The following is a 21,227-nucleotide window of genomic DNA, read 5'->3' as shown; positions in this document are numbered from 1 at the left end:
GAGCTGTTACCGCGGTCACCGTAGCGGCCGACCGCCCGTACGGTCTCTACCCCGTTCGGGTGTTGCTCGGCGGCCGATTGCCGTCTCCGGAACGGGAAGCAACCGGACCGGGGTCGGGCCGCGTCTTGGCGGTATGCGCGCCCTCGTCCCACTGGTGTTCCCGCTCGCCCTGCTGCCCGCCTGCTCCGGCGCGGACCTGGCCTGCACCGCGATCGGCAGTCGCTCGGGCGTGAGCGTGGAGGTCGATCCGGCGGTCGCGCCGAAGGTCGACTCCGGCACGCTCGAACTCTGCTGGGACGGCCGTTGCCGGACCCTCGACCTGGAGCTGTACCCGTCGACCGCGGCCGGGGAGACCACCTGCGCGGGCGAGGTGTGCTCCGCGCAGGTGCGGCAGACCGGCGGCAAGCACGCCTTCGGGGACGTGCTCGACCTGCCGCTGACCGAGATCCAGGCGACCCTCCGGCTCACCGGCACCGAAAGCGTCACGGCGACCTTGCCGCTCACCCCGGAACAGACCTACCCGAACGGTCCCGGCTGCGGCGCGGGCAGCCCGCAGCAACGACTCGTGGTCGAGGCGAGCGGGACCGTCCGCGCCGGGTAGGTCAGCCGATGTCGCGACGGCGGAAGCCCGCCAGTCCCACGCCGAGCGCGACCACGGAAATCCCCGCCAGCCACAGCAGCGGCGTCGCGGTGAACTCCGCGCCCGGCAGCTTCGGCACGTGCGTGAACGGCGAGATGTTCTGCACCACCTGGCTCAGTTGCAGCACCGGCCCGAACAGGCTCAGCATCACGCACACGCCCGCCACCGCCCAGGCCACCGTGGCGTACTTCGGCAGGAACCCGAACAACAGCACGGTCGCGCCGAGCACCACCCACACCGCGGGCAGCTGCGCCATGGTCGCCCCGAGCACCGACGGGACCTGGTTCGCCACGTCGCTGACGCGCAGTCCGTGCAGCAGTCCCGCCAGCACGGCGGCCACCGCCATCATCACCGCGGACCCGAGCAGCGCGAACAGGAGGTGACCCGCGGTCCAGCGCAGCCGTCCGACGCGCGTGGCCAGCAACGGCTCCACCCGGACCGCCACCTCCTCCGCCCGCATCCGCAGTGCCGCCTGAACCCCGTACATCGAGGCGATGATCGCGAAGATCTGGCCGAGCGTGCCGAGGAAGGCGTCGACGATCTGGTCGGCGCCGCCCATCCGCGCGAGCATTTCCCTGGTGGCCTGGCTTTCGCCCATCACGTCGCCGATGCCCGCGGCGAGCGAGCCGAACAACGCGCCCATCACCGCGAACGCGAGCGTCCAGCCGAGGAACGAGCCGCGGTGCAGCCGCCACGCCAGTGCGAGCGGGCTGCGCAGGCCGGGGGCGGCGGTGGCGGGGCCGGGCCGCGCGGGCAGCAGGCCGAGGCCCACGTCCCGCCGCGTGCTCAGGGCGTAGGCGACCGCTCCCAGCGCGATCGCCGTGCCGAGCAGCAGCCCGAGCACCCACCACCGTTCCCCCGCGAACGGCCGGACCTGGGTGGACCAGCCGATCGGCGACAGCCACGACAGCCAGCCCACGTCCTTCGCCGCATCCCCGACGGCGCGGAGCAGGAAGGCGATGCCGAGCACCGCCATGGCCAGTCCGTTGGCTGTGCGCGCGTATTCGGCGAGCTGCGCGGTGATCGCCCCGACGGCGGTGAACACCAGCCCGACCAGCGCGATCGCCGCGCCGAACGCCACCGCCCCGCTGACCGGCACCCCCGCGCCCGCCAGTGCGACGACGGTCAGCAGGCCGGTGCCCGCCGCGGTCAGCGCGCCCGTCACCACGCCCGCGGTCAGCGCGGCGAACCGGCCGAGCACACCGGAGGACAGCAGCTCCTGGCGGCCGGTGTCCTCCTCCTGCCTGGTGTGCCGGGTGACGGTGAAGATGCAGGCCATGGCCAGGAAGAACGGGACGAGCGTGCCGTAGCGCCAGACGGTGAACCCGCCGGCGTCGGAGAGGTCGAACGGTGGGCCGTAGATCAGGTTCAGCGACGGGTTCGCCGCCATGCCGGTGGTCAGCGACTGCCGCTCGGCCTCGGTTTTGTACAGCTCGGCGTAGGACCCGGCGACAGCCGCCGGGATCGCGCCGAGCAGCAGGATCCAGACCGGCAGGACGATCCGGTCGCGGCGCAGGGCGAGCCGCACCAGGTGACGCGTGCCGAGCAACGGGTTCGTGGTCATCGGGCCCTCGCCTCGTGCTTCGACGCGGTGGCTTCGGCGGTGTAGTGGCGCAGGAACAGCTCTTCCAGCGTCGGTGGCTGGCTGACCAGGCTGCGCACGCCGACGTTCGTCAGCTGCCGCAACGCCTCGTCGAGCGAATGCGTTTCGACGTCGAACCGGACGCGGTTGCCCTCGACGTGCAGGTCGTGCACGTTCGGCAGGTTCGACAGCCCGTTCGGGTGGCCCGCCAGTTCCGCGGTGATCGAGGTCCGGGTCAGGTGCCGCAGTTCGGCCAGCGTGCCGGTCTCCACGTTCTGCCCGTTGCGGATGATGCTGACCCGGTCGCAGAGCGCCTCGACCTCGGCCAGGATGTGGCTGGACAGCAGCACCGTGCGGCCCTGCTCGCGTTCCTCCTGAATGGCGTACTGGAAGGTGGCCTCCATCAGCGGGTCGAGCCCGGAGGTGGGTTCGTCGAGGAGCAACAGGTCCACTTTGGACGAAAGGGCGGCGACGATGGCCACCTTCTGCCGGTTGCCCTTGGAGTAGGTGCGCCCCTTCTTCTTCGGATCGAGGTCGAACCGCTCGATCAGCTCGGCGCGGCGGCGCTGGTCGAGCCCGCCACGCAGGCGTCCGAGCAGGTCGATCACCTCGCCGCCGGAGAGGTTGGGCCACAGGTTGACGTCGCCGGGGACGTAGGCGAGCCGCCGGTGCAGGGAGGCCGCGTCGCGCCACGGGTCGCCGCCGAGGAGGCGGACGGACCCGGCGTCGGCACGCAGCAACCCCAGCAGGACGCGGACCGTGGTCGACTTCCCGGCGCCGTTCGGGCCTAGGAATCCGTGCACCTCCCCCGAGGCGACGGACAGGTCGAGGCCGTCGAGGGCCTTCGTCCGGCCGAAGGTCTTGACCAGGCCGGAGATGGAGATGGCGTTGTCCATGCGGCCGAAGCTACAGTTATTTCACAAAGTTGTGAAGTTAAGAAAACGTATGGACCCCGTGATGCCTGTTCACCGGGTCGGGAAGGATGGAGCCATGGCCACCACCCCAGCCGAGCAGGGCCCACCAGGCGACGCCGAGACCAGGCAGTTCATCGAGGACTTCGCCATCATGCTGACCGACGCCGGCCTGCAGCGCATGCCGTCGCGGGTGTTCACCGCGCTGCTGGCCACCCAGAAGGGCAGCCTCACCGCGGGTGAGCTGGCTGACGTGCTGCAGATCAGCCCCGCCGCCGTGTCCGGCGCGGTGCGCTACCTGACGCACGTCGGCCTGGTCACCCGCGCGCGCGAGCCGGGGGAGCGGCGCGACCACTACCTGATCGGCGACGACCAGTGGTACGAGGGTTTCGGCCGCAAGGACACGATCTACCAGCAGTTGTCCGAGGTGCTGGCCCGCGGGGTGGACGCGGTCGGCCACGGCACGCCGGCGGGCAAGCGGATCGCCGAGACCAAGGAGTTCTTCGAGTTCATCAGCAAGGAGATCCCGGTGCTGATCGACCGCTGGCGGCGAGAGAAGGAGCAGTGAGGCGGCGCGCCGACCTCGCCACCCTGCTGCTCGCGCCGGTGCTGATCCGCCAGGGCCTGCGCGTGCGCCGGGACACGCCACGCCTGCCGGGTGCGGCCGGCCCGCTGACCGGCCTCGTGCCCGGCCCGGACCCGTTGCGGTTGCTCGTGCTCGGCGAGTCCACTGTGGACGGCGTGGGCGCGCGGGACCACGACGAGGCGCTCACCGGGCGGCTGGCGGTCGCGCTGGCCGCCAAGACCGGGCGCGGGGTGGCGTGGCGGGTGGCCGGGCGCACCGGGGCGAACGCCCGCGTGGTCCACGACGAACTGCTGCCCGGCGCGGTCGCCGAACCGGCCGATCTGGTGGTGATCGCGCTCGGCGTGAACGACACGATCGAGTTGCACTCGCCGGCCCGCTACCGGCGCGACCTGTTGCGGCTGGTCTGCGCGGTGCGGCGGGCGCTCGGCCCGGTGCCGGTGGTGCTCACCGGCGTCCCGCACCTCGGGCGGTTCCCGGCCCTGCCGCGGCCGCTGCGGGACGTGCTCGGCCTGCGCTCGCTCGCGCTGGACGCGGCCGCCGCCTCGCTGGCCGCGCTGCCCGGCGTGCGGCACGTGGTGATGCCGGTGGACCGGATGACCGCGAGCGCGTTCGCCTCCGACGGATTCCACCCCGGACCCGAGGGCTACCGCATCTGGGCTGATTACGTCGTGTCGGGATGAGACAGTGAGGGCGTGAGCTCGCGCGATCTGTCCGCCCCGAACTGGCTCGTGCACCTCCTGCGCAGCAAGCCGGACCCGCTGCCGTGGACGCGCGCGATCCGCGCCCCGATCGCGCTGGCCGTGCCGCTGGCCATCGGGTTCGCGCTCGGCGACATCACGCTCGGTGCGGTGGTCTCGACCGGCGCGCTGCCGACCGTGCTCTCCGAAGCCGCCGGGCCGTACCGCTACCGCGCGCGCCGGATCACCGGTGCGGCCGTCGCCGCCTTCGCCGGGTACGCCGCCGGGCTGTTCAGCGGCGGGAACCCGGCCGCCTCGATTCCGGTGGTGATCGTCGTCGCGGCGTTGTCCGCGCTGATCAGCGCGGCCGGGAGCAACGCGTCGATCGCCGCGTTGCAGATGTTCGTCTTCTGCGTGCTCGGCACCGGGCAGCACCTGCTCGGCGTCCAGCTCGAAATCTCCCTGCTGTGCTTCGTGGTGGGCTCGGCCTGGGGGTTGACGGTCGCGTTGTTCGGCTGGACGGTCCGGGCCACCACGCCCGAACGGACCGCGGTCACCCAGGTGTTCATCGAGCTGGCGGCGATGTTGTCGGCCGAGGACGAGGACACCCAGCGCGCCGCCCGGCACCAGCTGACCTCCGCGCTCAACACCGCCTACGACCGGCTGCTCACCGCGCGGTCCTGGCTGTCCGGCCGGGACGAAACCTACCGGCGGCTGCTCACCGTGCTCTCGGCGAGCACCCCGGCCGTCGAGGCGTCGGTGGCCATGGTCAACGCGGGGGAGCGGCCGCCGCGCGAGCTGGTCGACTACCTGGTCCGGCTGGCCACCGCGGTCCGGATGGACGCCGAACTGCCGCCGGTCCCCGAACTCGACATCGACGAGCCGATGGCACTGGCGTTGCGCGCGGGGCTGGTGAAGATCGGCAAGGGCAAGGAACGCAAGCGCCGCGAGCCGGTCCCGTTGCGCAAGCGTTTGCGTGACTGGCTCAGCTCCCTGGCCGGGCCGGTGACCTGGACCGCGGCCCTGCGCCTGACCCTGTGCGTGGCGATCGCCGAGGTGGTCAGCCTCCTGGTGCCGTTCGAACGGTCGTACTGGATCACCCTGACCGTGGGCATCGTGCTCAAACCGGACTTCGGCTCGGTGTTCGGCCGCGCGGTCCTGCGCGGGCTCGGCACGGTGGCCGGCGTGACCATCGGCGCGGCGGTGCTCGGGCTGGGCGCGCAGGGCTGGTGGCTGGTGGGGTTCAGCGCGTTGTTCGCCGCCGGGGTGGCGATCGGCAAGGTCCGCAACTACGGGCTGCTGGCCACCTTCGTCACGCCGCTGATCATCCTGCAGATGGACCTGTCCAGCCACGGCGACTGGGCGGTGGTGCTGGCACGGCTGGTCGACACCGTGCTGGGCTGCGCGATCGTGCTGCTCTTCGGGTACCTGCTGTGGCCGGGCAGCATGCGGCCGCGGGTGGGCGGGCAGCTCGCCGACGCGCTGGACTCCGTGACCACCTACGCCGGTCGCGCGCTGGAACCGGTCGATTCGGCGGAGGACCGGGCCGAACGCTCGCGCGCCCGCCGCCGGGCGTACCGGGCGCTGGCCGACCTGCGGACCACGTTCCAGCAGGTCATCGTCGAACCGTCGGCGGCGGGACGGCAGGCCGTGGCGTGGTGGCCGGTGATCGTCGAAATGGAGCGGCTCACCGACGCGATCACCGAGGTGGTGGTGACCGTCGAGCACGGCGCGCCGCCCCCGGAACCCCGCGAGGTCGAGCACGTCACCGCGGCGCTGACCGAGCTGGCGGCGGCGGTGCGGGAGCAGCGCGATCCGGCGAGCATGGCCATGCCGCGCGGGGCTCAGCTCTCCGGCGTGGTCGACGGGCTGACCGCCGTGTTCGACGCCGTGCGCGGGCCGGATCTGACCGAACGATCACCGATGCGGTTCGTCCGGCGGTTCCTCATCGATCGCTGGACCTGACGAGTGGGGTTGCGCTTCCGCTGAACTGCTGTTCCATGGGTACATGGGCATAAACTTCGACGAGTTGAAGAACAAGGCGAAGAACGCGCTGGACAAGAACAGCGACAAGATCGAGCAGGGGCTCGACAAGGCCAGCGGGGTGGCGAAGTCGAAGTTCGGCAAGCACGCCGACAAGATCGACAACGCCACCGGCAAGGCGAAGGGCTTGCTCCACAAGAACCAGGGCGAGCAGGCGCCCGGCGACGGCCCGACCCCGCCGGCCGGCCCTTCCGGTCCTTCCGGCCCTTCCGCCGGTGGCCCGACTCCTGGTGGCCCTGGTGGCCCGACCCCGCCGCCCGGCGGACCGACCCCTCCGGCCGGTGGGCCGACCCCGCCGACCCCGCCGCCGCCCCCGCCGGCGCACTGATCAGGGGTTTCTCAGCTTGATTCGGCCGTGGCCTGGTCGCCGGAGATACCGGTGACCCGGCCGCCCCGTTCCCCGAGCGCGCGCAACGCCTCCCGCGCGTCCGGCGCCGCGAGGCTCAGCTGGACGCCGACGCGGTCCTGCGCGCGGTGGTCCGCGAACGCCTGCGCGCCCTGGTGACCGGCCTGGATCGTCTTGGCCAGCCCGCCCGTCGAGGCCAGCGAGCCGCGGGCGGCGCCCAGCCTGCCCAGCGCGTCGTCGACCACCGAGAGCAACGCCTCCCGGTTGCCCTCCGTCATCGCCCGGACCAGCTCGGGGCGACTGCCCGCCACCCGCGTGCCGTCGCGGAACGAACCCGCCGCCAGCGACATCGCCACCGGCCCGCCCTCGGCGCCCACGGTCGCCAGGATCGCGGCGAGCAGGTGCGGCAGGTGGGAAATCCGCGCGACGGCCTCGTCGTGGGCCGACGCCGAGAGCGGTACGACGTGCGCGCCCAGCGAAATCGCGAACTCGGCGACCTCGGCCCAGAGCACGAGGTCGGTGTCGTCCTCGATTTCGACCACCCAGGGCGAATCCCGGAACAACTCCGCGTCACCAGCGTCCCAACCGGACTGTGCCGTCCCCGCCATCGGGTGCCCGCCGACGTACCGGGCCTCCGGCGCCCAGCGCCGGACCGCCCGCAGCACCGGGCTCTTCACGCTCGTCACGTCGGTGAGCAGCGCGTTCGGCGCGTGCTCCGCCACCAGGTGCAGCGTTTCGTCCACCACGGGCAGCGGCACGGCCAGCACCACCAGTGCGTCGTTTTCGGCGGCCCGGCGCAGCGCGGCGGCCACGTCGGTTCCCGCGTCGTAGCCCTGCGCTCTCGCCGCCGCGGCGTCCGATTCGGACGTCGTGGCACCCCACGCCGTCCTCTTCGCCGCGGCGGCGGCACGCAGCACCGAACCGCCGATCAACCCGAGCCCGATCACGCAGACGTCTCGCACGGGGGTCATCTTGCCAGGTTCAGCCACCCAGGTGAGCGAGTGCGAACGCGGCGTACAGGGCTACTCCGTTCGCCATCGCGTCCTCGTCGTACCGCACGCGGTTCGAGTGGTTCGGTGCGACATCGTCCAAAGAGGTTCCCGGCGGGCAGGCGCCGATGAACGCGAACGCCCCCGGAACCCGTTGCAGGACGTAGGAAAAGTCCTCCGCACCCATGAGCGGCTCGAGCATCGGCTGGACGTACTGCACGCCCAGCACCTCCTCGGCCAGCGAGTTCACCAGGTCCGCCTTGGCCGGATCGTTGGCGGTCACCGGATATCCGGGCTCGATGTCCACCAGCACCCGGCACCCGTGCGCGGCGCCGATGCTTTCGCAGACCTTCGGCAGCTCCTCCCGCACGAGCGCGCGGGTCCGCTCGGACAGCGTGCGGATGGTGCCTTCGAGCTCGGCAGTCTCCGGGATGATGTTCGTGGTGGTCCCGGCCGAAATCCGGGTCACCGAGAGCACGGCCGGGTCGAACACGCTGACCCGGCGCGTGATCATCGTCTGCAGCGCGCCGACCATCTCGGCGGCCGCGGGGATCGGGTCGAGCGCCTGGTGCGGTGCCGAACCGTGGCCGCCCCGGCCGGTCACGCGGACGAGGAAGCTGTCCGCGGAGGCGAGGACCGGGCCGTGGCGGGTGAGGATGCGGCCGGACTCGGCGTTCGCGTAGGTGTGCAGCGCGAAGGCCGCGCTGACCTGCTCACCGGCGGCGTCGAGCACGCCTTCGTGGATCATGTGGCGCGCGCCGTGATAGCCCTCTTCGCCGGGCTGGAACATGAACACCACGGACCCGGCCAGGTCTTCGACCCGGTCGGACAGCAGGCGCGCCGCCGATGCCAGCATCGCGACGTGCGTGTCGTGCCCGCAGGCGTGCATGGTGCCTTCGACCTCGGAGGCGTACTCGAGGCCGGTGTCCTCGGTGAGTGGAAGCGCGTCCATGTCGCCGCGCAGCAGCACCGACGCCCCGGGGCGCGAGCCGCGCAGGACCGCGGTGAGCGCGGTGGTCGACTTGCCGCGGGTGAGCTCCAGCGGGAGCCCGTCGAGCGCGCGCTCGATCGCGGCCTGGGTTTTCGGCAGTTGCAGCCCCTGTTCGGGGTGCCGGTGGAGCTCGCGGCGCAGGGCGACGGTTTTCGGTTGCAGGGCCTTGGCCGCGCTGAGCAACCCGGCGAAACGGGCACCCGGCAGGGGCGGCAGATCGGTGGGACCGGAAGGGCTCATGTCCCGATAGTGGCACCCGTGCCGGCTCGGGGTGGTTCGCGGGCGCGGCGCGTTCAGCGCGCGGTATACGGTGTGCGCATGGCGGGGCAGGAGGCGATCACCGGGTTCGCGGTGGCCGTGGTGCGCGAGGACGGCCGTTGGCGTTGCTCGCAGTTGGACACCGGGGCACTGGCGGAGCTGGACGCCGCGATCACCGAGCTGGCGAAACTGCGGTCCACCGGGGCCGTTTTCGGCCTGCTCGCGGTGGATGACGAGTTCTTCGTGATCGTGCGGCCGAGCCCGCGCGGCGCGTCACTGCTGCTGTCCGACGCCGCCGCGGCGCTCGACTACGACATCGCCGCGGACGTGCTCGACCTGCTCCGGGTGGACCCGCCGGAGGAGGACGACGACGCCATCTGGCCCGAAGGCGACCTGGAGATCCTCGCCGACTTCGGCCTGCCGGGCGCCGAGCTGGAGGTGATCGTCGGCGAGGTGGACCGCTACCCCGACGACCAGCTCCTGATGATCGCGCAGCGCTGCGGCTTCGCCGACGAGTTCACGAAGCTGCTCGACGAAGTGTGATGCGGTTCGAAGCCGAGGTCCGGGCCGCCATCGAGGTGGCACGGGGCGCTTTCACCACCGGCGACGTGCCGATCGGTGCCGTGGTCTACGCCCCGGACGGCTCGGTGCTGGCGAGCGCCCGCAACGCCCGCGAAGAACTCGGCGACCCGACCGCGCACGCCGAAGTGCTGGCCCTGCGCGCGGCCGCCCGTGTGCACGGCGACGGCTGGCGCCTGGACGGCTGCACGTTGGCGGTCACCGTCGAACCCTGCACCATGTGCGCCGGCGCACTGGTCCTTTCGCGCGTGTCGCGAGTGGTCTTCGGCGCCTGGGAACCCCGCACCGGCGCGGTCGGTTCGCTGTGGGACGTGGTGCGTGATCCGCGGCTGAACCACAGGCCAGAGGTGTACGGCGGGGTGCTGGAGGGCGAGTGCGCAGGGCTGCTGGCGGACTTCTTCGGTGGTCACCGCGCACACCTGCGTGAGTGACCGGCGATTCCCTTTCCGGTTCGTGGGTACCCGAGGGGGACCAACTGAATGGAGGACTCTCATGAGCCTCGTGGACAAGGCCAAGGACAAGGCCCAGCAGGCGATGGGCGCCGCCAAGGAGAAGCTCGGTCACAGCACCGGCAACGAGGACCTGAAGGACTCGGGCAAGGCGGACCAGACCAAGGGCGAAGTCAAGGAAACCGGCCACGACCTCCGCGACAAGGCCCAGGGCGCGGTGCAGGACCTCAAGGGCAAGCGCCCCGAAGACCGCTGACCAGCCCCCGCTGTCACCCGGTGACGGCCATGCAGTAACCTAGTCGGCGGTAGCGTGTCCGAGCGGCCGAAGGAGCACGCCTCGAAAGCGTGTGACGGGTAACCCCCGTCCGTGGGTTCAAATCCCACCGCTACCGCCAGAGCCAGGCAGAACGCCCGGTGAGTCTCCCAGGACTCACCGGGCGTTTTGTCGTCTGTGGCCTCTTCGGCGTAGGTGTCGGCAGCGTGGACTAACGGTCGTTATAGCGCGACGAACGGTCTGGCTTCTCTCGAACGGGCGTCTGCACGTGCGGCTGCACGTCAAGATCTATCTCTCGGCAATCCCGGTTCCCTGAATGGGTCACCCACCAGAAGCGATTCGTCAGGTCAGGCGATAAAGCACCTGTCGGTGCCTACTTGATCAGGAAAGACGCTCCCCAAATGGGTGACGGCGGCCGATCGAGGGACAAGATTCGGTCCGCCTGGTCGGAATCGAGTAATCGGCCGCCTTTGGGCGCTTGGTTGCCTGCCGGGCTCGACCCGATGGGATCGCCTTCGCCATGATTGTTCCGTGGACGCGGTTCGGGCGACGATTTCCAGGCCCGGTCCACACGCAGAGATGTGGCCCCCTGGTGCAACAGGGGGCCACAAAGGTGCTTGCACCTTCACCAGCCGTTGAGATCCACAGGAAGGAACAAGCGTGACCACGATAGCTTCGCCCGCAGGTGAATGGCCAGAGGACCAACCGCCCGGTCGGGTTGAGAATATTCACGGACGTGAGCCATCGTCCGCCGGCGAAACGAACTTCGTCGGCCTCGACGAACTGCTGGCCGCGGGTGCCGAGGCAGCGCCGCTCCGGCGGACGAGCCAGGAGCCTCGCCGGCACTGCGTCAGCTGGCACGGGATCACCCACCAGTTGCTCTACGGTCGGCGGGGAGCGGCCTGCCGCATCTTCGCGATCCTGCTGACGATCAGCGCGGTGCTGGTCACGGCCGCGCTACTGCTGGGCGAAACGGGTTTGCAGACGGCGATCGGTATCGTCGGCTTCCTCTACCTGCTGCGGCACCGACAGCACCAACTCGCTTCGATCAACAGCTGAAAGCATCGGGCGCGCCGCGAAGTCCTCGCGGCGCGCCTGGCGCGATATCGATTCGAGTCGGTTCGCCGCCACCTGTAACCCCGCTCGTGCCCCCGGCGACTCACCCGCCAGATACACGCCTAGTGAACTCGGGGTGACGTCATCAAAACCTGGCTGAAGTCCCACCTTCTTCCGCTCGTCGCGACGATCATCAGCGCGGCACTGGGCGTTGCGATCAACCTGGCGACCGAACACGTGCGGAACCCGTGGGCTTGGGCCGCGGTGGGTGTCCTTGTCGTGGTCAGTTTCGGCGTCGGCTCCTTGATCGATCGATTCCGGCGGCGGTTGGCTCCGCCGAACGACGAAGCCGCCGATATCGATGGGACCACTGCTGGAACGGTGGTCCAGGGCGCGGGGGTTTCCAGCTACAACAGCAAAGTGCACACCAGTATGACTTTCGGTGGGTCGGCGGGGAACATCAGCTTCGGGCCGTCTCCCAAAGTGGTGCTGAGTCTGGTGCTCGGAGTGGCCATCGTGCTGGCTGCCGTGTTGGTGATCGTGGTAAGCACCCATTCCGTCGTAGTGCGATCGGCAACCCCCGCCCCGGCAGAAACTCCCGTGGCCGGCCCCAGTGAGGCGGAAAGCGGGACGAGCCCACCGTCGGCGAGTCCGTCACCGGCGGGCACGAAGTCGACTTCGTGCCAGAAGGAAGGCAGTGAAGCCACGGTGGGCGACCTGCCCTTCACTTGCACGGTCGAAATGCTGGACTCGACCTGCGGCCTCGGTGGCGACTGGGTGACGGACAAGGATGTCACGAAGATCGCTGAACCGATGCCTTCCGACGCTGCCTCGTATGGCTGGAGAAAATGGCCGGCAGTTTCTGACGGGGTGCAAGCTTCAGGTGGTAGGCAAACCTTGATCGTCCAAGGCAAGGGCGCCGCTCGAGTGGTGTTGACCAAAGCGACGGTGAAGGTAGTGGCCAAACGGCAGCCGGTCACCGGTAAGACGCTCGAACGCGAATGCGGCGGGGATGGGGTATTCCGGAGTATGAGCGTCGAACTCGACAAGAACCCACCCGAGGTGTCCTCGAAGTTCGAGTCGGGAAACGTCATGGCTGACACGCCGGACTACGAAGTGAAACCGATCAAGTTCCCTTACACTGTGGCACTCGAAGATCCGGAGAGTTTCATCATCGAGGGCATTACGGAGAAGTGTGATTGCGACTGGGTGGTGGAGTTGGCCTGGTCCTCGCAGGGCAGAACAGGAACGACGAGGATCGACAACAATGGTGTGCCGTTCCGGACGACGTCCACCGCCAATGCGCCTACCTGCTACGTCCGTGAAGTGATCGAGTGCTGACGGCGCACTACCCCGGGCTTTTCACCGGTTCCGGAGTGGTGCGGCGGGCCAGGCGGTCCAAGGCCAGGTAGGACGCGGCGACGATGATGACGCTGCCCAGGTACCCGGTGATCAGGACGCCCGGGCTGCCCGAGAGCGGCGGTAGCACCACGGCGAAGACGGCCAGGAAACCCACCAGTACGTTGCGCGAGCGGCCCGTCGGCAAGCAGGCGGCCAGGGGGATCGCGGCCCACAGGATGTACCAAGGTTGAACCACCGGCCCGAAGGCGACGACCACCAGCAGCATCGCGCCCAGCGCCGAGACCGCGTTCAGGCGGCCTTTCAGTTGGCGGTGCAACACGAAACCGACGCCACCAGCGATCACCGCGTAGCCGATGATCTTGCCGACGCCGATCATGGTTTGCGTGATGTGCGCCCCGAACAAGGAGCCGACGCCGCCGGTCAGGAAGCCGAACCAGTTCGTGGGGGCCATCCAGCTGTTCACGCTGCCGGACGTCCCGAGAGTCCGGAGCCAGCCGAAGCCGAAGCCGGTGCCGATGGAGACCGCGGCCGAGACCAGGGCCATGCCGGCCACCATCGCGACGCCGACCAGGGCCAGGCGGCCCCAGGTGGCGCCCTGACGACGGGCGATCGCCGTGCCGAGGACGGCCAGGGCGACGATGGCGGGCAGCTTCACCAGCGCCCCGGCGGCCACCAGCAACAAGCCGATCGACATCTGCGACCAGTCGATCCGCGACGACCGCAGGCTTTCCAGGCCGAACGCGGTACCGGCGAGCATCAGGCCCAGCATCAGCGAGTCGTTGTGCACGCCCGCCACGAAGTGCCACAGGACCAGCGGGTTCAGCACACCGAGCCACAGGGCCACCCGTTCGGAGACACCCGCCGCCTTCGCCAGGCGCGGGACGGCCCAGACGATCAGCGCCAAGCCCGCCAGTTCGATGAGCCGGTGCGCGATCACCCCGGCATACGGGTTCTCGCCCACCACCCCGGCGATCCACCGCTGGAGCAGGCTGAACAGCGGCCCGTACGGCGAAGGCGTGTCCTGCCAGTAGCCGCTCACGCGCTCGGTCATCGCGGACCCCGTGCCCAAGGCCTCCGCCGGACCGAAGGTGTACGGGTCCAGCCCGTGCGCGGCGATCTCGCCCTGCGCCAGATAACTGTGCACGTCCCCGCTGAACAGCGGCGGAGCGATCATCAGCGGCGCGCCCCACAGCACCAGGGTCCACCGCAGCCAGCGCGTGTCCGGCAGTTCCATGAGCACGCGGCCGAGCAGGGTCCAGGCCAGCACCAGCAGCCCCATCCCGGCGATCCCCGCCGCGAGCACCGGCGCCCCGCCCTTCACCAGGGTGGTCACCACTAGGAGGAGGACGCCGGCGAAGCCGACCCAGCGCAGTTGATCAGCCCGGAGCATCGCGCAATGCTAGTCACGGCAGCCGCCCGGCGCCCCCCGAATGGCGGATCGCCCAGGAGGGCTGTGGGGAAAGTCCCAGTAGCGGGCCACCCCCAGTTGGTGATCCCCTAACCCCCTAATGGGTGAGTGGGTGAGCCCTCGTTCGGATGAGGGGGATCGCCGCGCGTGATCCCCGATGTCCGTTCGGTCTCGAGTCCATAACGTCAGTCCCGGCACGCGAGCCGGTTTTCGGCGTGGTGCCCTGGACGCTTTCCCGCCAATGAGGAGTTCCACCTTGTCTCTCCAGGACGTGACCCTGCACGACTTCGTGCTCAACCTGCTGACCGACGACGCTGCCCGGTCCGCCTTCGCCGCCGACCCCACCGCCGTGCTGAGCGACGCCGGCCTGGGTGACGTCACCGCGCAGGACGTGCAGGAGGTGCTGCCGCTGGTGGCCGACCAGGCCGGACTGCCGGTCACCGACCTGCTCGGCGCGCTGCCGACCGACGGTGCCGAAGACGCCGTCCAGACCCTCGAGTTCTTCGCCCACCAGGTGACCGGCCAGGTCGCCCCGTTCCTGGGTGACTTCGCCTCCGCCACCCAGATCGAAGACGGCGCCTTCGCCAACAGCTTCGGCTTCGCCAACGAGTTCCTCACCGGTGGCAGCGCCATCGCCGCCGACGGCACCGAGTTCGCCGCCAGCCAGGGCCTGGCCACCGGCCTCGGTGACCTGGGCGTGGCCACCGCCGGTGGCACCGGCGGCCTCGCGGGCAGCCTGAGCTTCGGCAACGACAGCGTCGCCGCCCAGGGCGCGACCGCGGTCGGCCTCGACGGCCTCGCCGCCAGCGGTGGCGTGGGCACCGACGCCGCGGGCGTCGGCCTGGCCGCCGCGGGTGGCCTCGGCGGCGTCGCCGGCAGCACCGACGTCGAGACCTTCCTCGGCAATGCCGACGGCGCCCTCGCCGTGAGCACCGACGGTGCCGCGGTCGGCGGCGGCCTGGAGACCCCGGTCGGCGACCTGGGCCTGCAGGTCGGTGCGGACCTGTCCGGCAACCCGGCCGACGCGCTGAGCCTGTCGGTCGACTCCCCGCTGGGCTCGTTCGGCCTCGACGGCCTCGACGACATCACCTCGTCGCTGCCGGTGGACCTGCCCGAGCTGCCCTCGGAGCTCCCCACCGAGCTGCCCACGGACCTGCCGATCGACCTCCCCGTCGCCAACGAGCTGCCGGGCCTCGACCAGGTCACCGGCGTGGTCGGCAACGTCACCGGCGTGGTCCAGGACAGCCCGGTCGGCGGCATCGTCGACAGCACCCCGGTGGGCGACCTCGCCCCGCAGGTCGGCAACCTGCCGGTGGTCGGCGACCTCACCGACGGTCTGGGCCTCTGAGCCACTGACGCAGTACCCTCCTCGACGCACAGCGAAGGCGGGCACCGGGAACACCCCGGTGCCCGCCTTTCGTCGTCCGCCGTCGGTAACCGTTGCGCATACGTCTTCCCCCGTTCACCCGTCTGGGTAAGGATGCCTGCGTGACCTCGCTCCGACGCAGACGAACCGTGCCGGCCACCCTCGCCGGTGCGGTGGCCGTCTCCCTTGCCGCCACGTTCGCCCCCGCCGCGCTGGCCGTGCCCAGCCCGGACGCGGTGATCGCCGAGGTCTACGGGGGCGGCGGCAACTCCGGTGCCTCCCTGACCACGGACTTCATCGAGTTGGCGACCGCCAACGCCGCGATTTCGCTGGACGGCTGGAGCGTGCAGTACCTGCCCGCGTCGGCGAACCCGTCCAGTCAGTGGCAGGTGACCCCGCTCAGCGGAACCCTGCCGTCCGGCGGCCGGTACCTGGTCGCCGAGGCGAGCGGAGCCGGGGGCACCACCAAGCTGCCGTCGGCCGACGCCACCGGCACCATCGCGCTCGCCGCGACCGCGGGCACGGTCGCCCTGGTCACCGGCACCGAGCGGCTGAGCTGCCGCACGGTGGCCGACTGCGGTGCCGACCCCCGCATCCGCGACCTGGTCGGCTACGGCTCGGCCGTGGTCCGCGAAGGCACCGCCGCCCCGGCGACCGCGAACGGGACCTCCTCGGCACGCGCCACCCTCGCCGACACCGACGACAACGCGGCCGACTTCGCCACCGGCGAGCCGACCCCGGTGAACACCAAGGGGGAGACGCCCGGCGGCAACGAACCCGGGGTTTCCGCGCGGATCCACGACGTCCAGGGCACCAAGCGCCTCTCGCCGTTCGACGGCAAGCGGGTCAAGGACGTCACCGGCGTGGTCACCGCGCTGCGCACCTTCGGCAGCGCGCGTGGTTTCTGGCTCACCGACCCGAACCCGGACACCGACCCGCGCACCAGCGAGGGCCTGTTCGTCTTCACCGGCAGCACCACGCCCGCGGTCAAGGTCGGCGACGCGGTGACCGCGAGCGGCACGGTCAAGGAGTTCTACCCGGACAACCCGGCCAGCTCGAACTACCAGTCGCTGACCGAGCTGACCAGTGCACAGTGGACGGTCGAATCCAGCGGGAACGCCCTGCCCGCGCCGACGACCGCCGGGCCGGACACCGTGCCGGGCGAGCTGGTCGCACAGCCGGGCGGCAACATCGAGGGCCTCGACCTCGAACCGGCCAAGTACTCGCTGGACTTCTGGGAAGCCCACGAGAGCGAGATCGTGCAGGTCTCGGACACGCGGATCGTCGGGCGCAGCACCGAGTACAACGAGCTTTACGTGACCACGAAACCCCAGGAGCACGCGACCGCCCGCGGTGGCAGCGCCTACCTCGGCTACGACCGGCCGAACACCGGCGTGCTGAAGATCGAGTCGCTGATCCCGTTCGCCGAGCGCCCGTTCCCGCAGGCCAACACCGGTGACGTGCTGACCGGCCTGACCTCCGGCCCGGTGGAGTACGACAGCTTCGGCGGCTACACGCTCTTCGCCACCGCGCTCGGCGAGGTCAAGGACAACGGCCTGGTCCGCGAGACCACGCGCAAGCAGCGCACCGGTGAGCTGGCCGTGGCGACCTACAACGTGGAGAACCTGTCCGCGGCCGACGAGCAGGCGAAGTTCGACGCGCTGGCCGACGGCGTCGTCGAGCACCTGGCTTCGCCGGACATCGTGACGCTGGAGGAGATCCAGGACAACAACGGCGCCGCCGCCGAGGGTGACGGCGTGGTCGCCGCCGACCAGACGCTCAAGCGGTTCACCGACGCCATCGTGCAGGCGGGCGGCCCGCGGTACGAGTGGCGTCAGATCGACCCGCAGGATGTCCGCGACGGTGGTGAGCCGGGCGGCAACATCCGCGTCGGCTTCCTCTTCAACCCGGCTCGCGTGTCCTTTGTGGACCGGCCGGGTGGCGACGCGACCACCCCGGTGGGCGTGGAGAAGGAGCGCGGCAAGGCCAAGCTGACCGTCTCACCGGGCCGGGTCGACCCGGCCAACGCCGCGTGGGCGAACAGCCGCAAGCCGCTGGCCGGCGAGTTCGTCTTCGGCGGCCGCAAGGTCTTCGTGGTGGCCAACCACTTCGCCTCCAAGGGCGGTGACCAGCCGACGCACGGCCGGTTCCAGCCGCCCGCGCGGACCTCGGAGGTCCAGCGGCTCCAGCAGGCGCAGGTGCTGCGCGGGTTCGTCGACCAGCTGCTGGCCGCGGACCGCAACGCCAACGTGGTGGTCGCCGGTGACCTGAACGACTTCCCGTTCTCGCCGACCGTGCGGACGCTGACCTCGGGTGGCGCGCTCAAGGCGCTGATCGACACGCTGCCGGAGAACGAGCGGTACAGCTACGTGTTCGAGGGCAACTCCCAGGTGCTCGACCACATCCTGGCGTCGAAGGCCCCGCGTGGCGTCGACTACGACGTGGTGCACATCAACGCCGAGTTCGCCGAGCAGGCCAGCGACCACGACCCGCAGCTGGTCCGGTTCCGGCCGGGCACCGGGAACGCCGTGCAGGACGGCCTCTTCGACCTGCTCGACTGGCTCGAGCAGATCCTGTCGAAGAAGCCGGGCGTCTAGCGAGAACGCCAGCCCAGCTTCAGGATCGCCTGCACCAGGTCCTGGTACGCGGCGCGGACCTCTTCCAGGTAGCGGTCGAGGTACGCGCCGCGGGCCGACGGGTTCGGTCCCGGGCCGGCGCCCGTTTCCAGCCAGGACAGGCGGGAGACGTTGTCCTCGGCCATGCGCCACCAGCGGTTGACGCGCTCGATGGTCTGCGCCTCGCGTTCCTTCGCGGCGGCGACCGCCTGGTGCGCGTCGGCCAGCACGTGCTCCAGTTCGTCGGCCCTGGCCAGCTCCCAGGTGCGGAGGTTCTCCTCCGCGCCGCGGGCCAGGCCGATGATCTCCTTGTACCGCATGGCGGCGCTGGTCATGGGCGCACCTGCTCCGGATCGGGGTGGTGGAAGGGGATCAGCACTTCGGGGCTGGCGTGGGTGGTGCGGTCGAAGAACAACGCGCGCCCCGGCCGCGGTGACCAGTGCACCACCTGACCGGCGCAGAACGGGCTCAGCTCGCTGCCCTGCACGTCCAGTGCCGCCCAGGCGCCGATGTCGTCGGTGCCGGCGAAGCCGAGCGTGTCCTTGAGCCTGGCGATCGCCCGCCACCAGCCGATCGTGTGGAAACCCGAGCCGGGACCCTGCTTCAGCAGCACCCGGAAGTGGTCCAGCCCGCTCTTGAGCACGCCCGGCGCCTTGGCCTCCAGCGCGGGCAGCGCGGCTTCGGCGCCGTAGAGCAGTAGCACGCGTTGCTTGTCCACAGTGGACAGCTGCTCGGCGTATTCGGTCAGCCTGCCGGGCAGGTCGGGCCCGGCGATCGTGGTGACCTCGTGCTGTTCGACCGCCAGCTTCTTGCACAGTTCGTCGACCGACGGCTGGCAGCGGTCGACCAGGTTGCACACCAGGAATTCGACCTGGCCGGGGACGTACTGCTGCGCCAGCGACCGGGCACAGGAGTCCATGATGGACAGGGCTTCGCGGATCGCCGTGCCGAGCACCGCGAAGTTCCGGCCCGGGGTGGGGGACAGCTCCACGACGTGCGCGTCATTGCGCACGCCGATGGTCTGCCCGACGAGGATGCGCGGCCGGGTGTATGTGGGTAGCCGCTCGAACTCGTCGTTCTCCTCCAGCAGCGGGGAGATCGCGCCGTCGAACAGCCGGGGTTCGGCGTTGCTGGCGAAGCGTTCCCACAACTGGCGCTGCAGCTTCGGGAAGACGTCCTTCGTGGAGGCATCCGGCACGTGCGCGAGCTGGTTCCCGTGTGACACGCCCGAATCGTGGTTGACCACCGCGTGCCAGCGTGGCGCGGAGACAGCCGCTTCGTTGGTCTCGGACAGCACCCGGCGTGCCTTCGGCATCGCGATGCGCAGCGTGCACTGCTCGAAGATGGCCGGTTTGCCCCAGAACGCCTCGATGCCCGCGACGTCCTGACTGGCCAGCACCAGGTGGATGCCCTGCGACCGGCCACGCCGCGCGATGTCCTCGAGCAGCGAGGTCGCCTGCGCGGTCACCGTGTCCCGGCCGGCGAAGAGGTACTGGAACTCGTCGATCACCGCGACGATCCGCGGCCAGTGCCCGTGCGGATCCTGTTCCCGCAGGTCGGCGAGGTTGGTCACCTCGTGGTCCTTGGCCGCGGCCGAGCGCCGCCGCAGCTCGTCGGCGAGGAAGCGCAGCAGGGCCAGGCCGAACTCGCGGTCGGTGTTGACGTTCACCCCGACGAGGCGCGCGTGCGGCAGCCAGCTGGCGTCCTTGCGCCCTGGCGCGAGCCCGGCGAACGACACGCCCTCCTTGAAGTCGAGCAGGTAGAGCGCCAGCTCGTCGGGGGAGTACCGCGCGGCGAGGCTGCCGAGCAGGGCGTAGAGGAAGTTCGTCTTGCCGGACCCGCTGGGACCGCCGATCAGCGCGTGCGGGCTGGCGTCGCCGATCACCACCTCGACCGGGTCACCCTCGTAGAACCCGACCGGGGCACGGAGTTCGTGTGCCGAACGTTCCTGGCCGAACTCGCCGGGCAGCAGATCGGCGAACGAGCGCGGGCCGCCCTGCTTCTGGATGAGCGCTTCGGCGAGCCGGGTCGCGGCCATGCTCACCTGGCTGGACGGCAGCGGCGGGTCCAGCGACACCACCAGATCGGTGCCGGTCATGCTGGAGATCGCGCGGCGTTCGTCGATCAGGCTGATGTTCTCCACCGAACCGCCGAGCGTGGTCGGCACGTCCACCAGTATCAGCGAGATCCCGGCCGACAACGCGCTGCTGGCCACCCGGCGCAGGTCACGCAGGCGCTCGGACTGCAGCTCCTCACCGTTGCCGAAGAGCACCGCGATCCGCCACGGCTCCAGGCGCTTGCCGGTGGCCAGGCGCATCGCGCGCAGGGAGGTGTGCCCGCCCTGCATGGTGTGCGCGTGGATGCGGCGGATGTGCCCGGCGAGTTCGTCGAGCAGGTCCTGCAGGCGGGTCGGGTCGCAGACGTTGAGCGCGCCGGTGCGGCTGAGCGGGTAGAGGTTCGGCAGCACCGCGGTGAGCTGGCCGACGTCCCACAGGTGCACCCGCACCGCACCCGGTTCGAAGGTGGACAGCACGCGCATCAGCAGGTTCTCCACCAGCGCGTCCACCGTCGGGCGGGTCTTCGGGGCCGAGGTGATCGACAGGTGCGACTCGTCGAGCAGCGGCACGGCCACGTCGAAGGTCTGCGCCACCCCGGTGGTCTTGCTGTCCACAGTGGACGTGCCGATCCGCCACAGCTCCGGTACCGAGGTGCCGGGGTTGGTGCTGACCCGGCCGAGCCAGTGCCCCGGCGGGTCCCCGGCCGCTCCCGGGGCGGCCCGGCCGACGAGTTCGCGCAGCGTGTTCGGGCCCTCGGCCCAGTCGGCGTAGAACTGGCCGCGGACGGTGTGCAGCCAGTTGACCACGTCGGTCATGCCCGGCTGCCGGGACCGTTCGGCGATGGCTTCGTCCGCGCCCGCCCGCTCGATGCCGGCGCGGACGATCATCCGCTCCAGTTCGAGCTTGGCGAGATCGGCCTCGGCTTCCTGCCGGGCGCTGGCCGCGGCGCCGAGCGCCAGGCCGAGGTGGCGGCGGAGCTGGTCGAGTGCCGCCGTCACGCGTCCGCGTTGCTCGCTACGCTTGCTCATCCCCGCCGCC

19 protein-coding genes and 1 tRNA gene are annotated in these 21,227 nt (G+C 70.7%); 13 read left to right on the top strand and 7 right to left on the bottom strand.

Annotated elements, in window-relative coordinates:
* Positions 1–133: 133 nt before the first annotated feature.
* Positions 134–601, top strand: coding sequence for a hypothetical protein (locus JOM49_RS04675; protein ID WP_209663121.1), 468 nt, complete (start codon positions 134–136; stop codon positions 599–601).
* Between the two features lies 1 nt (position 602).
* On the opposite strand, the gene JOM49_RS04670 is transcribed toward JOM49_RS04675, so the two are convergent.
* Positions 603–2,204: an ABC transporter permease gene (locus JOM49_RS04670; RefSeq protein WP_209663120.1), complete on the bottom strand. Its 1,602-nt coding sequence runs from the start codon at positions 2,202–2,204 to the stop codon at positions 603–605.
* Entirely contained in the window at positions 2,201–3,118 is a 918-nt protein-coding gene (locus JOM49_RS04665; protein ID WP_209663119.1) for an ABC transporter ATP-binding protein, read from the bottom strand. The genes JOM49_RS04670 and JOM49_RS04665 overlap by 4 nt, the downstream gene beginning before the upstream one ends.
* 94 nt (positions 3,119–3,212) lie before the next feature.
* Here JOM49_RS04665 and JOM49_RS04660 point away from each other — a divergent pair, with 94 nt between their 5' ends.
* The 4 genes from JOM49_RS04660 to JOM49_RS04645 are packed head-to-tail and all read left to right on the top strand — an operon-like array spanning position 3,213 to position 6,767.
* Entirely contained in the window at positions 3,213–3,701 is a 489-nt protein-coding gene (locus JOM49_RS04660) for a GbsR/MarR family transcriptional regulator (RefSeq protein WP_209663118.1), read from the top strand.
* Positions 3,698–4,399 (top strand): SGNH/GDSL hydrolase family protein, encoded by a 702-nt coding sequence (locus tag JOM49_RS04655; protein WP_308158649.1) that lies wholly within the window; start codon positions 3,698–3,700, stop codon positions 4,397–4,399. Before JOM49_RS04660 ends, JOM49_RS04655 begins: the two co-directional genes overlap by 4 nt.
* 12 nt (positions 4,400–4,411) lie before the next feature.
* On the top strand, positions 4,412–6,361 hold the full coding sequence (locus JOM49_RS04650) for an FUSC family protein (RefSeq protein ID WP_209663117.1): 1,950 nt from the start codon (positions 4,412–4,414) through the stop codon (positions 6,359–6,361).
* A gap of 43 nt (positions 6,362–6,404) precedes the next feature.
* Positions 6,405–6,767, top strand: coding sequence for an antitoxin (locus JOM49_RS04645; protein ID WP_209663116.1), 363 nt, complete (start codon positions 6,405–6,407; stop codon positions 6,765–6,767).
* 11 nt (positions 6,768–6,778) lie between these two features.
* Here the strand turns inward: JOM49_RS04645 and JOM49_RS04640 are convergent, their stop codons facing one another.
* The gene (locus tag JOM49_RS04640; RefSeq protein ID WP_245369231.1) at positions 6,779–7,756 is read right to left on the bottom strand and encodes a prephenate dehydrogenase; all 978 of its coding nucleotides are present in this window, start codon (positions 7,754–7,756) and stop codon (positions 6,779–6,781) included.
* Between the two features lie 10 nt (positions 7,757–7,766).
* Entirely contained in the window at positions 7,767–9,005 is a 1,239-nt protein-coding gene (locus JOM49_RS04635; protein WP_209663115.1) for a M20 metallopeptidase family protein, read from the bottom strand.
* Positions 9,006–9,083: 78 nt separating this feature from the next.
* On the opposite strand from JOM49_RS04635, the gene JOM49_RS04630 reads away from it, so the two are divergent.
* The 6 genes from JOM49_RS04630 (at position 9,084) to JOM49_RS04605 (ending at position 12,722) form a co-directional block, all read left to right on the top strand.
* Positions 9,084–9,566 (top strand): tRNA adenosine deaminase-associated protein, encoded by a 483-nt coding sequence (locus JOM49_RS04630; protein ID WP_209663114.1) that lies wholly within the window; start codon positions 9,084–9,086, stop codon positions 9,564–9,566.
* Entirely contained in the window at positions 9,566–10,033 is a 468-nt protein-coding gene (locus JOM49_RS04625) for a nucleoside deaminase (protein ID WP_209663113.1), read from the top strand. The genes JOM49_RS04630 and JOM49_RS04625 overlap by 1 nt, the downstream gene beginning before the upstream one ends.
* 61 nt (positions 10,034–10,094) lie before the next feature.
* Positions 10,095–10,307 carry a CsbD family protein gene (locus JOM49_RS04620; RefSeq protein WP_209663112.1) on the top strand — a complete coding sequence of 71 codons (213 nt, stop codon included), beginning with the start codon at positions 10,095–10,097 and terminating at the stop codon, positions 10,305–10,307.
* A gap of 48 nt (positions 10,308–10,355) precedes the next feature.
* Positions 10,356–10,446, top strand: a tRNA-Ser gene (locus JOM49_RS04615).
* 539 nt (positions 10,447–10,985) lie between these two features.
* Positions 10,986–11,384, top strand: a complete 399-nt coding sequence (locus JOM49_RS04610; RefSeq protein WP_209663111.1) for a hypothetical protein — start codon at positions 10,986–10,988, stop codon at positions 11,382–11,384.
* A gap of 276 nt (positions 11,385–11,660) precedes the next feature.
* Positions 11,661–12,722 carry a hypothetical protein gene (locus JOM49_RS04605; RefSeq protein ID WP_209663110.1) on the top strand — a complete coding sequence of 354 codons (1,062 nt, stop codon included), beginning with the start codon at positions 11,661–11,663 and terminating at the stop codon, positions 12,720–12,722.
* A 7-nt stretch (positions 12,723–12,729) separates the two neighbouring features.
* Here JOM49_RS04605 and mptB read toward each other — a convergent pair whose 3' ends face one another.
* On the bottom strand, positions 12,730–14,133 hold the full coding sequence (gene mptB, locus JOM49_RS04600) for a polyprenol phosphomannose-dependent alpha 1,6 mannosyltransferase MptB (RefSeq protein WP_209663109.1): 1,404 nt from the start codon (positions 14,131–14,133) through the stop codon (positions 12,730–12,732).
* A gap of 274 nt (positions 14,134–14,407) precedes the next feature.
* Between mptB and JOM49_RS04595 the strand changes: the two genes are divergently transcribed.
* Together JOM49_RS04595 and JOM49_RS04590 are read left to right on the top strand one after the other, a co-directional pair.
* A complete protein-coding gene (locus JOM49_RS04595; protein ID WP_209663108.1) occupies positions 14,408–15,499 on the top strand; it encodes an IniB N-terminal domain-containing protein in 1,092 nt (363 codons plus the stop codon).
* Between the two features lie 167 nt (positions 15,500–15,666).
* The gene (locus JOM49_RS04590) at positions 15,667–18,114 is read left to right on the top strand and encodes a DUF8508 domain-containing protein (RefSeq protein ID WP_209670801.1); all 2,448 of its coding nucleotides are present in this window, start codon (positions 15,667–15,669) and stop codon (positions 18,112–18,114) included.
* On the opposite strand, the gene JOM49_RS04585 is transcribed toward JOM49_RS04590, so the two are convergent.
* On the bottom strand, positions 18,111–18,467 hold the full coding sequence (locus JOM49_RS04585) for a hypothetical protein (RefSeq protein WP_209663107.1): 357 nt from the start codon (positions 18,465–18,467) through the stop codon (positions 18,111–18,113). The two genes, JOM49_RS04590 and JOM49_RS04585, sit on opposite strands and share 4 nt — an antisense overlap.
* Entirely contained in the window at positions 18,464–21,217 is a 2,754-nt protein-coding gene (locus tag JOM49_RS04580; RefSeq protein WP_209663106.1) for an FtsK/SpoIIIE domain-containing protein, read from the bottom strand. Before JOM49_RS04580 ends, JOM49_RS04585 begins: the two co-directional genes overlap by 4 nt.
* Between the last annotated feature and the right edge of the window lie 10 nt (positions 21,218–21,227).

Source organism: Amycolatopsis magusensis (genome assembly GCF_017875555.1).
Classification (GTDB): Bacteria; Actinomycetota; Actinomycetes; order Mycobacteriales; family Pseudonocardiaceae; genus Amycolatopsis; species Amycolatopsis magusensis.
Note: the sequence above shows the minus strand (reverse complement) of the source record. Positions and strands in the feature narration are given on the sequence as shown.

What these genes read in the sequence shown, in the direction of transcription:
- JOM49_RS04675 (WP_209663121.1), top strand. Translation starts at nt 134, where the DNA reads ATGCGCGCCCTCGTCCCACTGGTGTTCCCGCTCGCCCTGCTGCCCGCC.
- mptB (WP_209663109.1), bottom strand. Translation starts at nt 14,133, where the DNA reads ATGCTCCGGGCTGATCAACTGCGCTGGGTCGGCTTCGCCGGCGTCCTC.
- JOM49_RS04620 (WP_209663112.1), top strand. Translation starts at nt 10,095, where the DNA reads ATGAGCCTCGTGGACAAGGCCAAGGACAAGGCCCAGCAGGCGATGGGC.
- JOM49_RS04640 (WP_245369231.1), bottom strand. Translation starts at nt 7,756, where the DNA reads ATGACCCCCGTGCGAGACGTCTGCGTGATCGGGCTCGGGTTGATCGGC.
- JOM49_RS04670 (WP_209663120.1), bottom strand. Translation starts at nt 2,204, where the DNA reads ATGACCACGAACCCGTTGCTCGGCACGCGTCACCTGGTGCGGCTCGCC.
- JOM49_RS04660 (WP_209663118.1), top strand. Translation starts at nt 3,213, where the DNA reads ATGGCCACCACCCCAGCCGAGCAGGGCCCACCAGGCGACGCCGAGACC.
- JOM49_RS04585 (WP_209663107.1), bottom strand. Translation starts at nt 18,467, where the DNA reads ATGACCAGCGCCGCCATGCGGTACAAGGAGATCATCGGCCTGGCCCGC.
- JOM49_RS04625 (WP_209663113.1), top strand. Translation starts at nt 9,566, where the DNA reads ATGCGGTTCGAAGCCGAGGTCCGGGCCGCCATCGAGGTGGCACGGGGC.
- JOM49_RS04635 (WP_209663115.1), bottom strand. Translation starts at nt 9,005, where the DNA reads ATGAGCCCTTCCGGTCCCACCGATCTGCCGCCCCTGCCGGGTGCCCGT.
- JOM49_RS04665 (WP_209663119.1), bottom strand. Translation starts at nt 3,118, where the DNA reads ATGGACAACGCCATCTCCATCTCCGGCCTGGTCAAGACCTTCGGCCGG.
- JOM49_RS04630 (WP_209663114.1), top strand. Translation starts at nt 9,084, where the DNA reads ATGGCGGGGCAGGAGGCGATCACCGGGTTCGCGGTGGCCGTGGTGCGC.
- JOM49_RS04645 (WP_209663116.1), top strand. Translation starts at nt 6,405, where the DNA reads ATGGGCATAAACTTCGACGAGTTGAAGAACAAGGCGAAGAACGCGCTG.
- JOM49_RS04580 (WP_209663106.1), bottom strand. Translation starts at nt 21,217, where the DNA reads ATGAGCAAGCGTAGCGAGCAACGCGGACGCGTGACGGCGGCACTCGAC.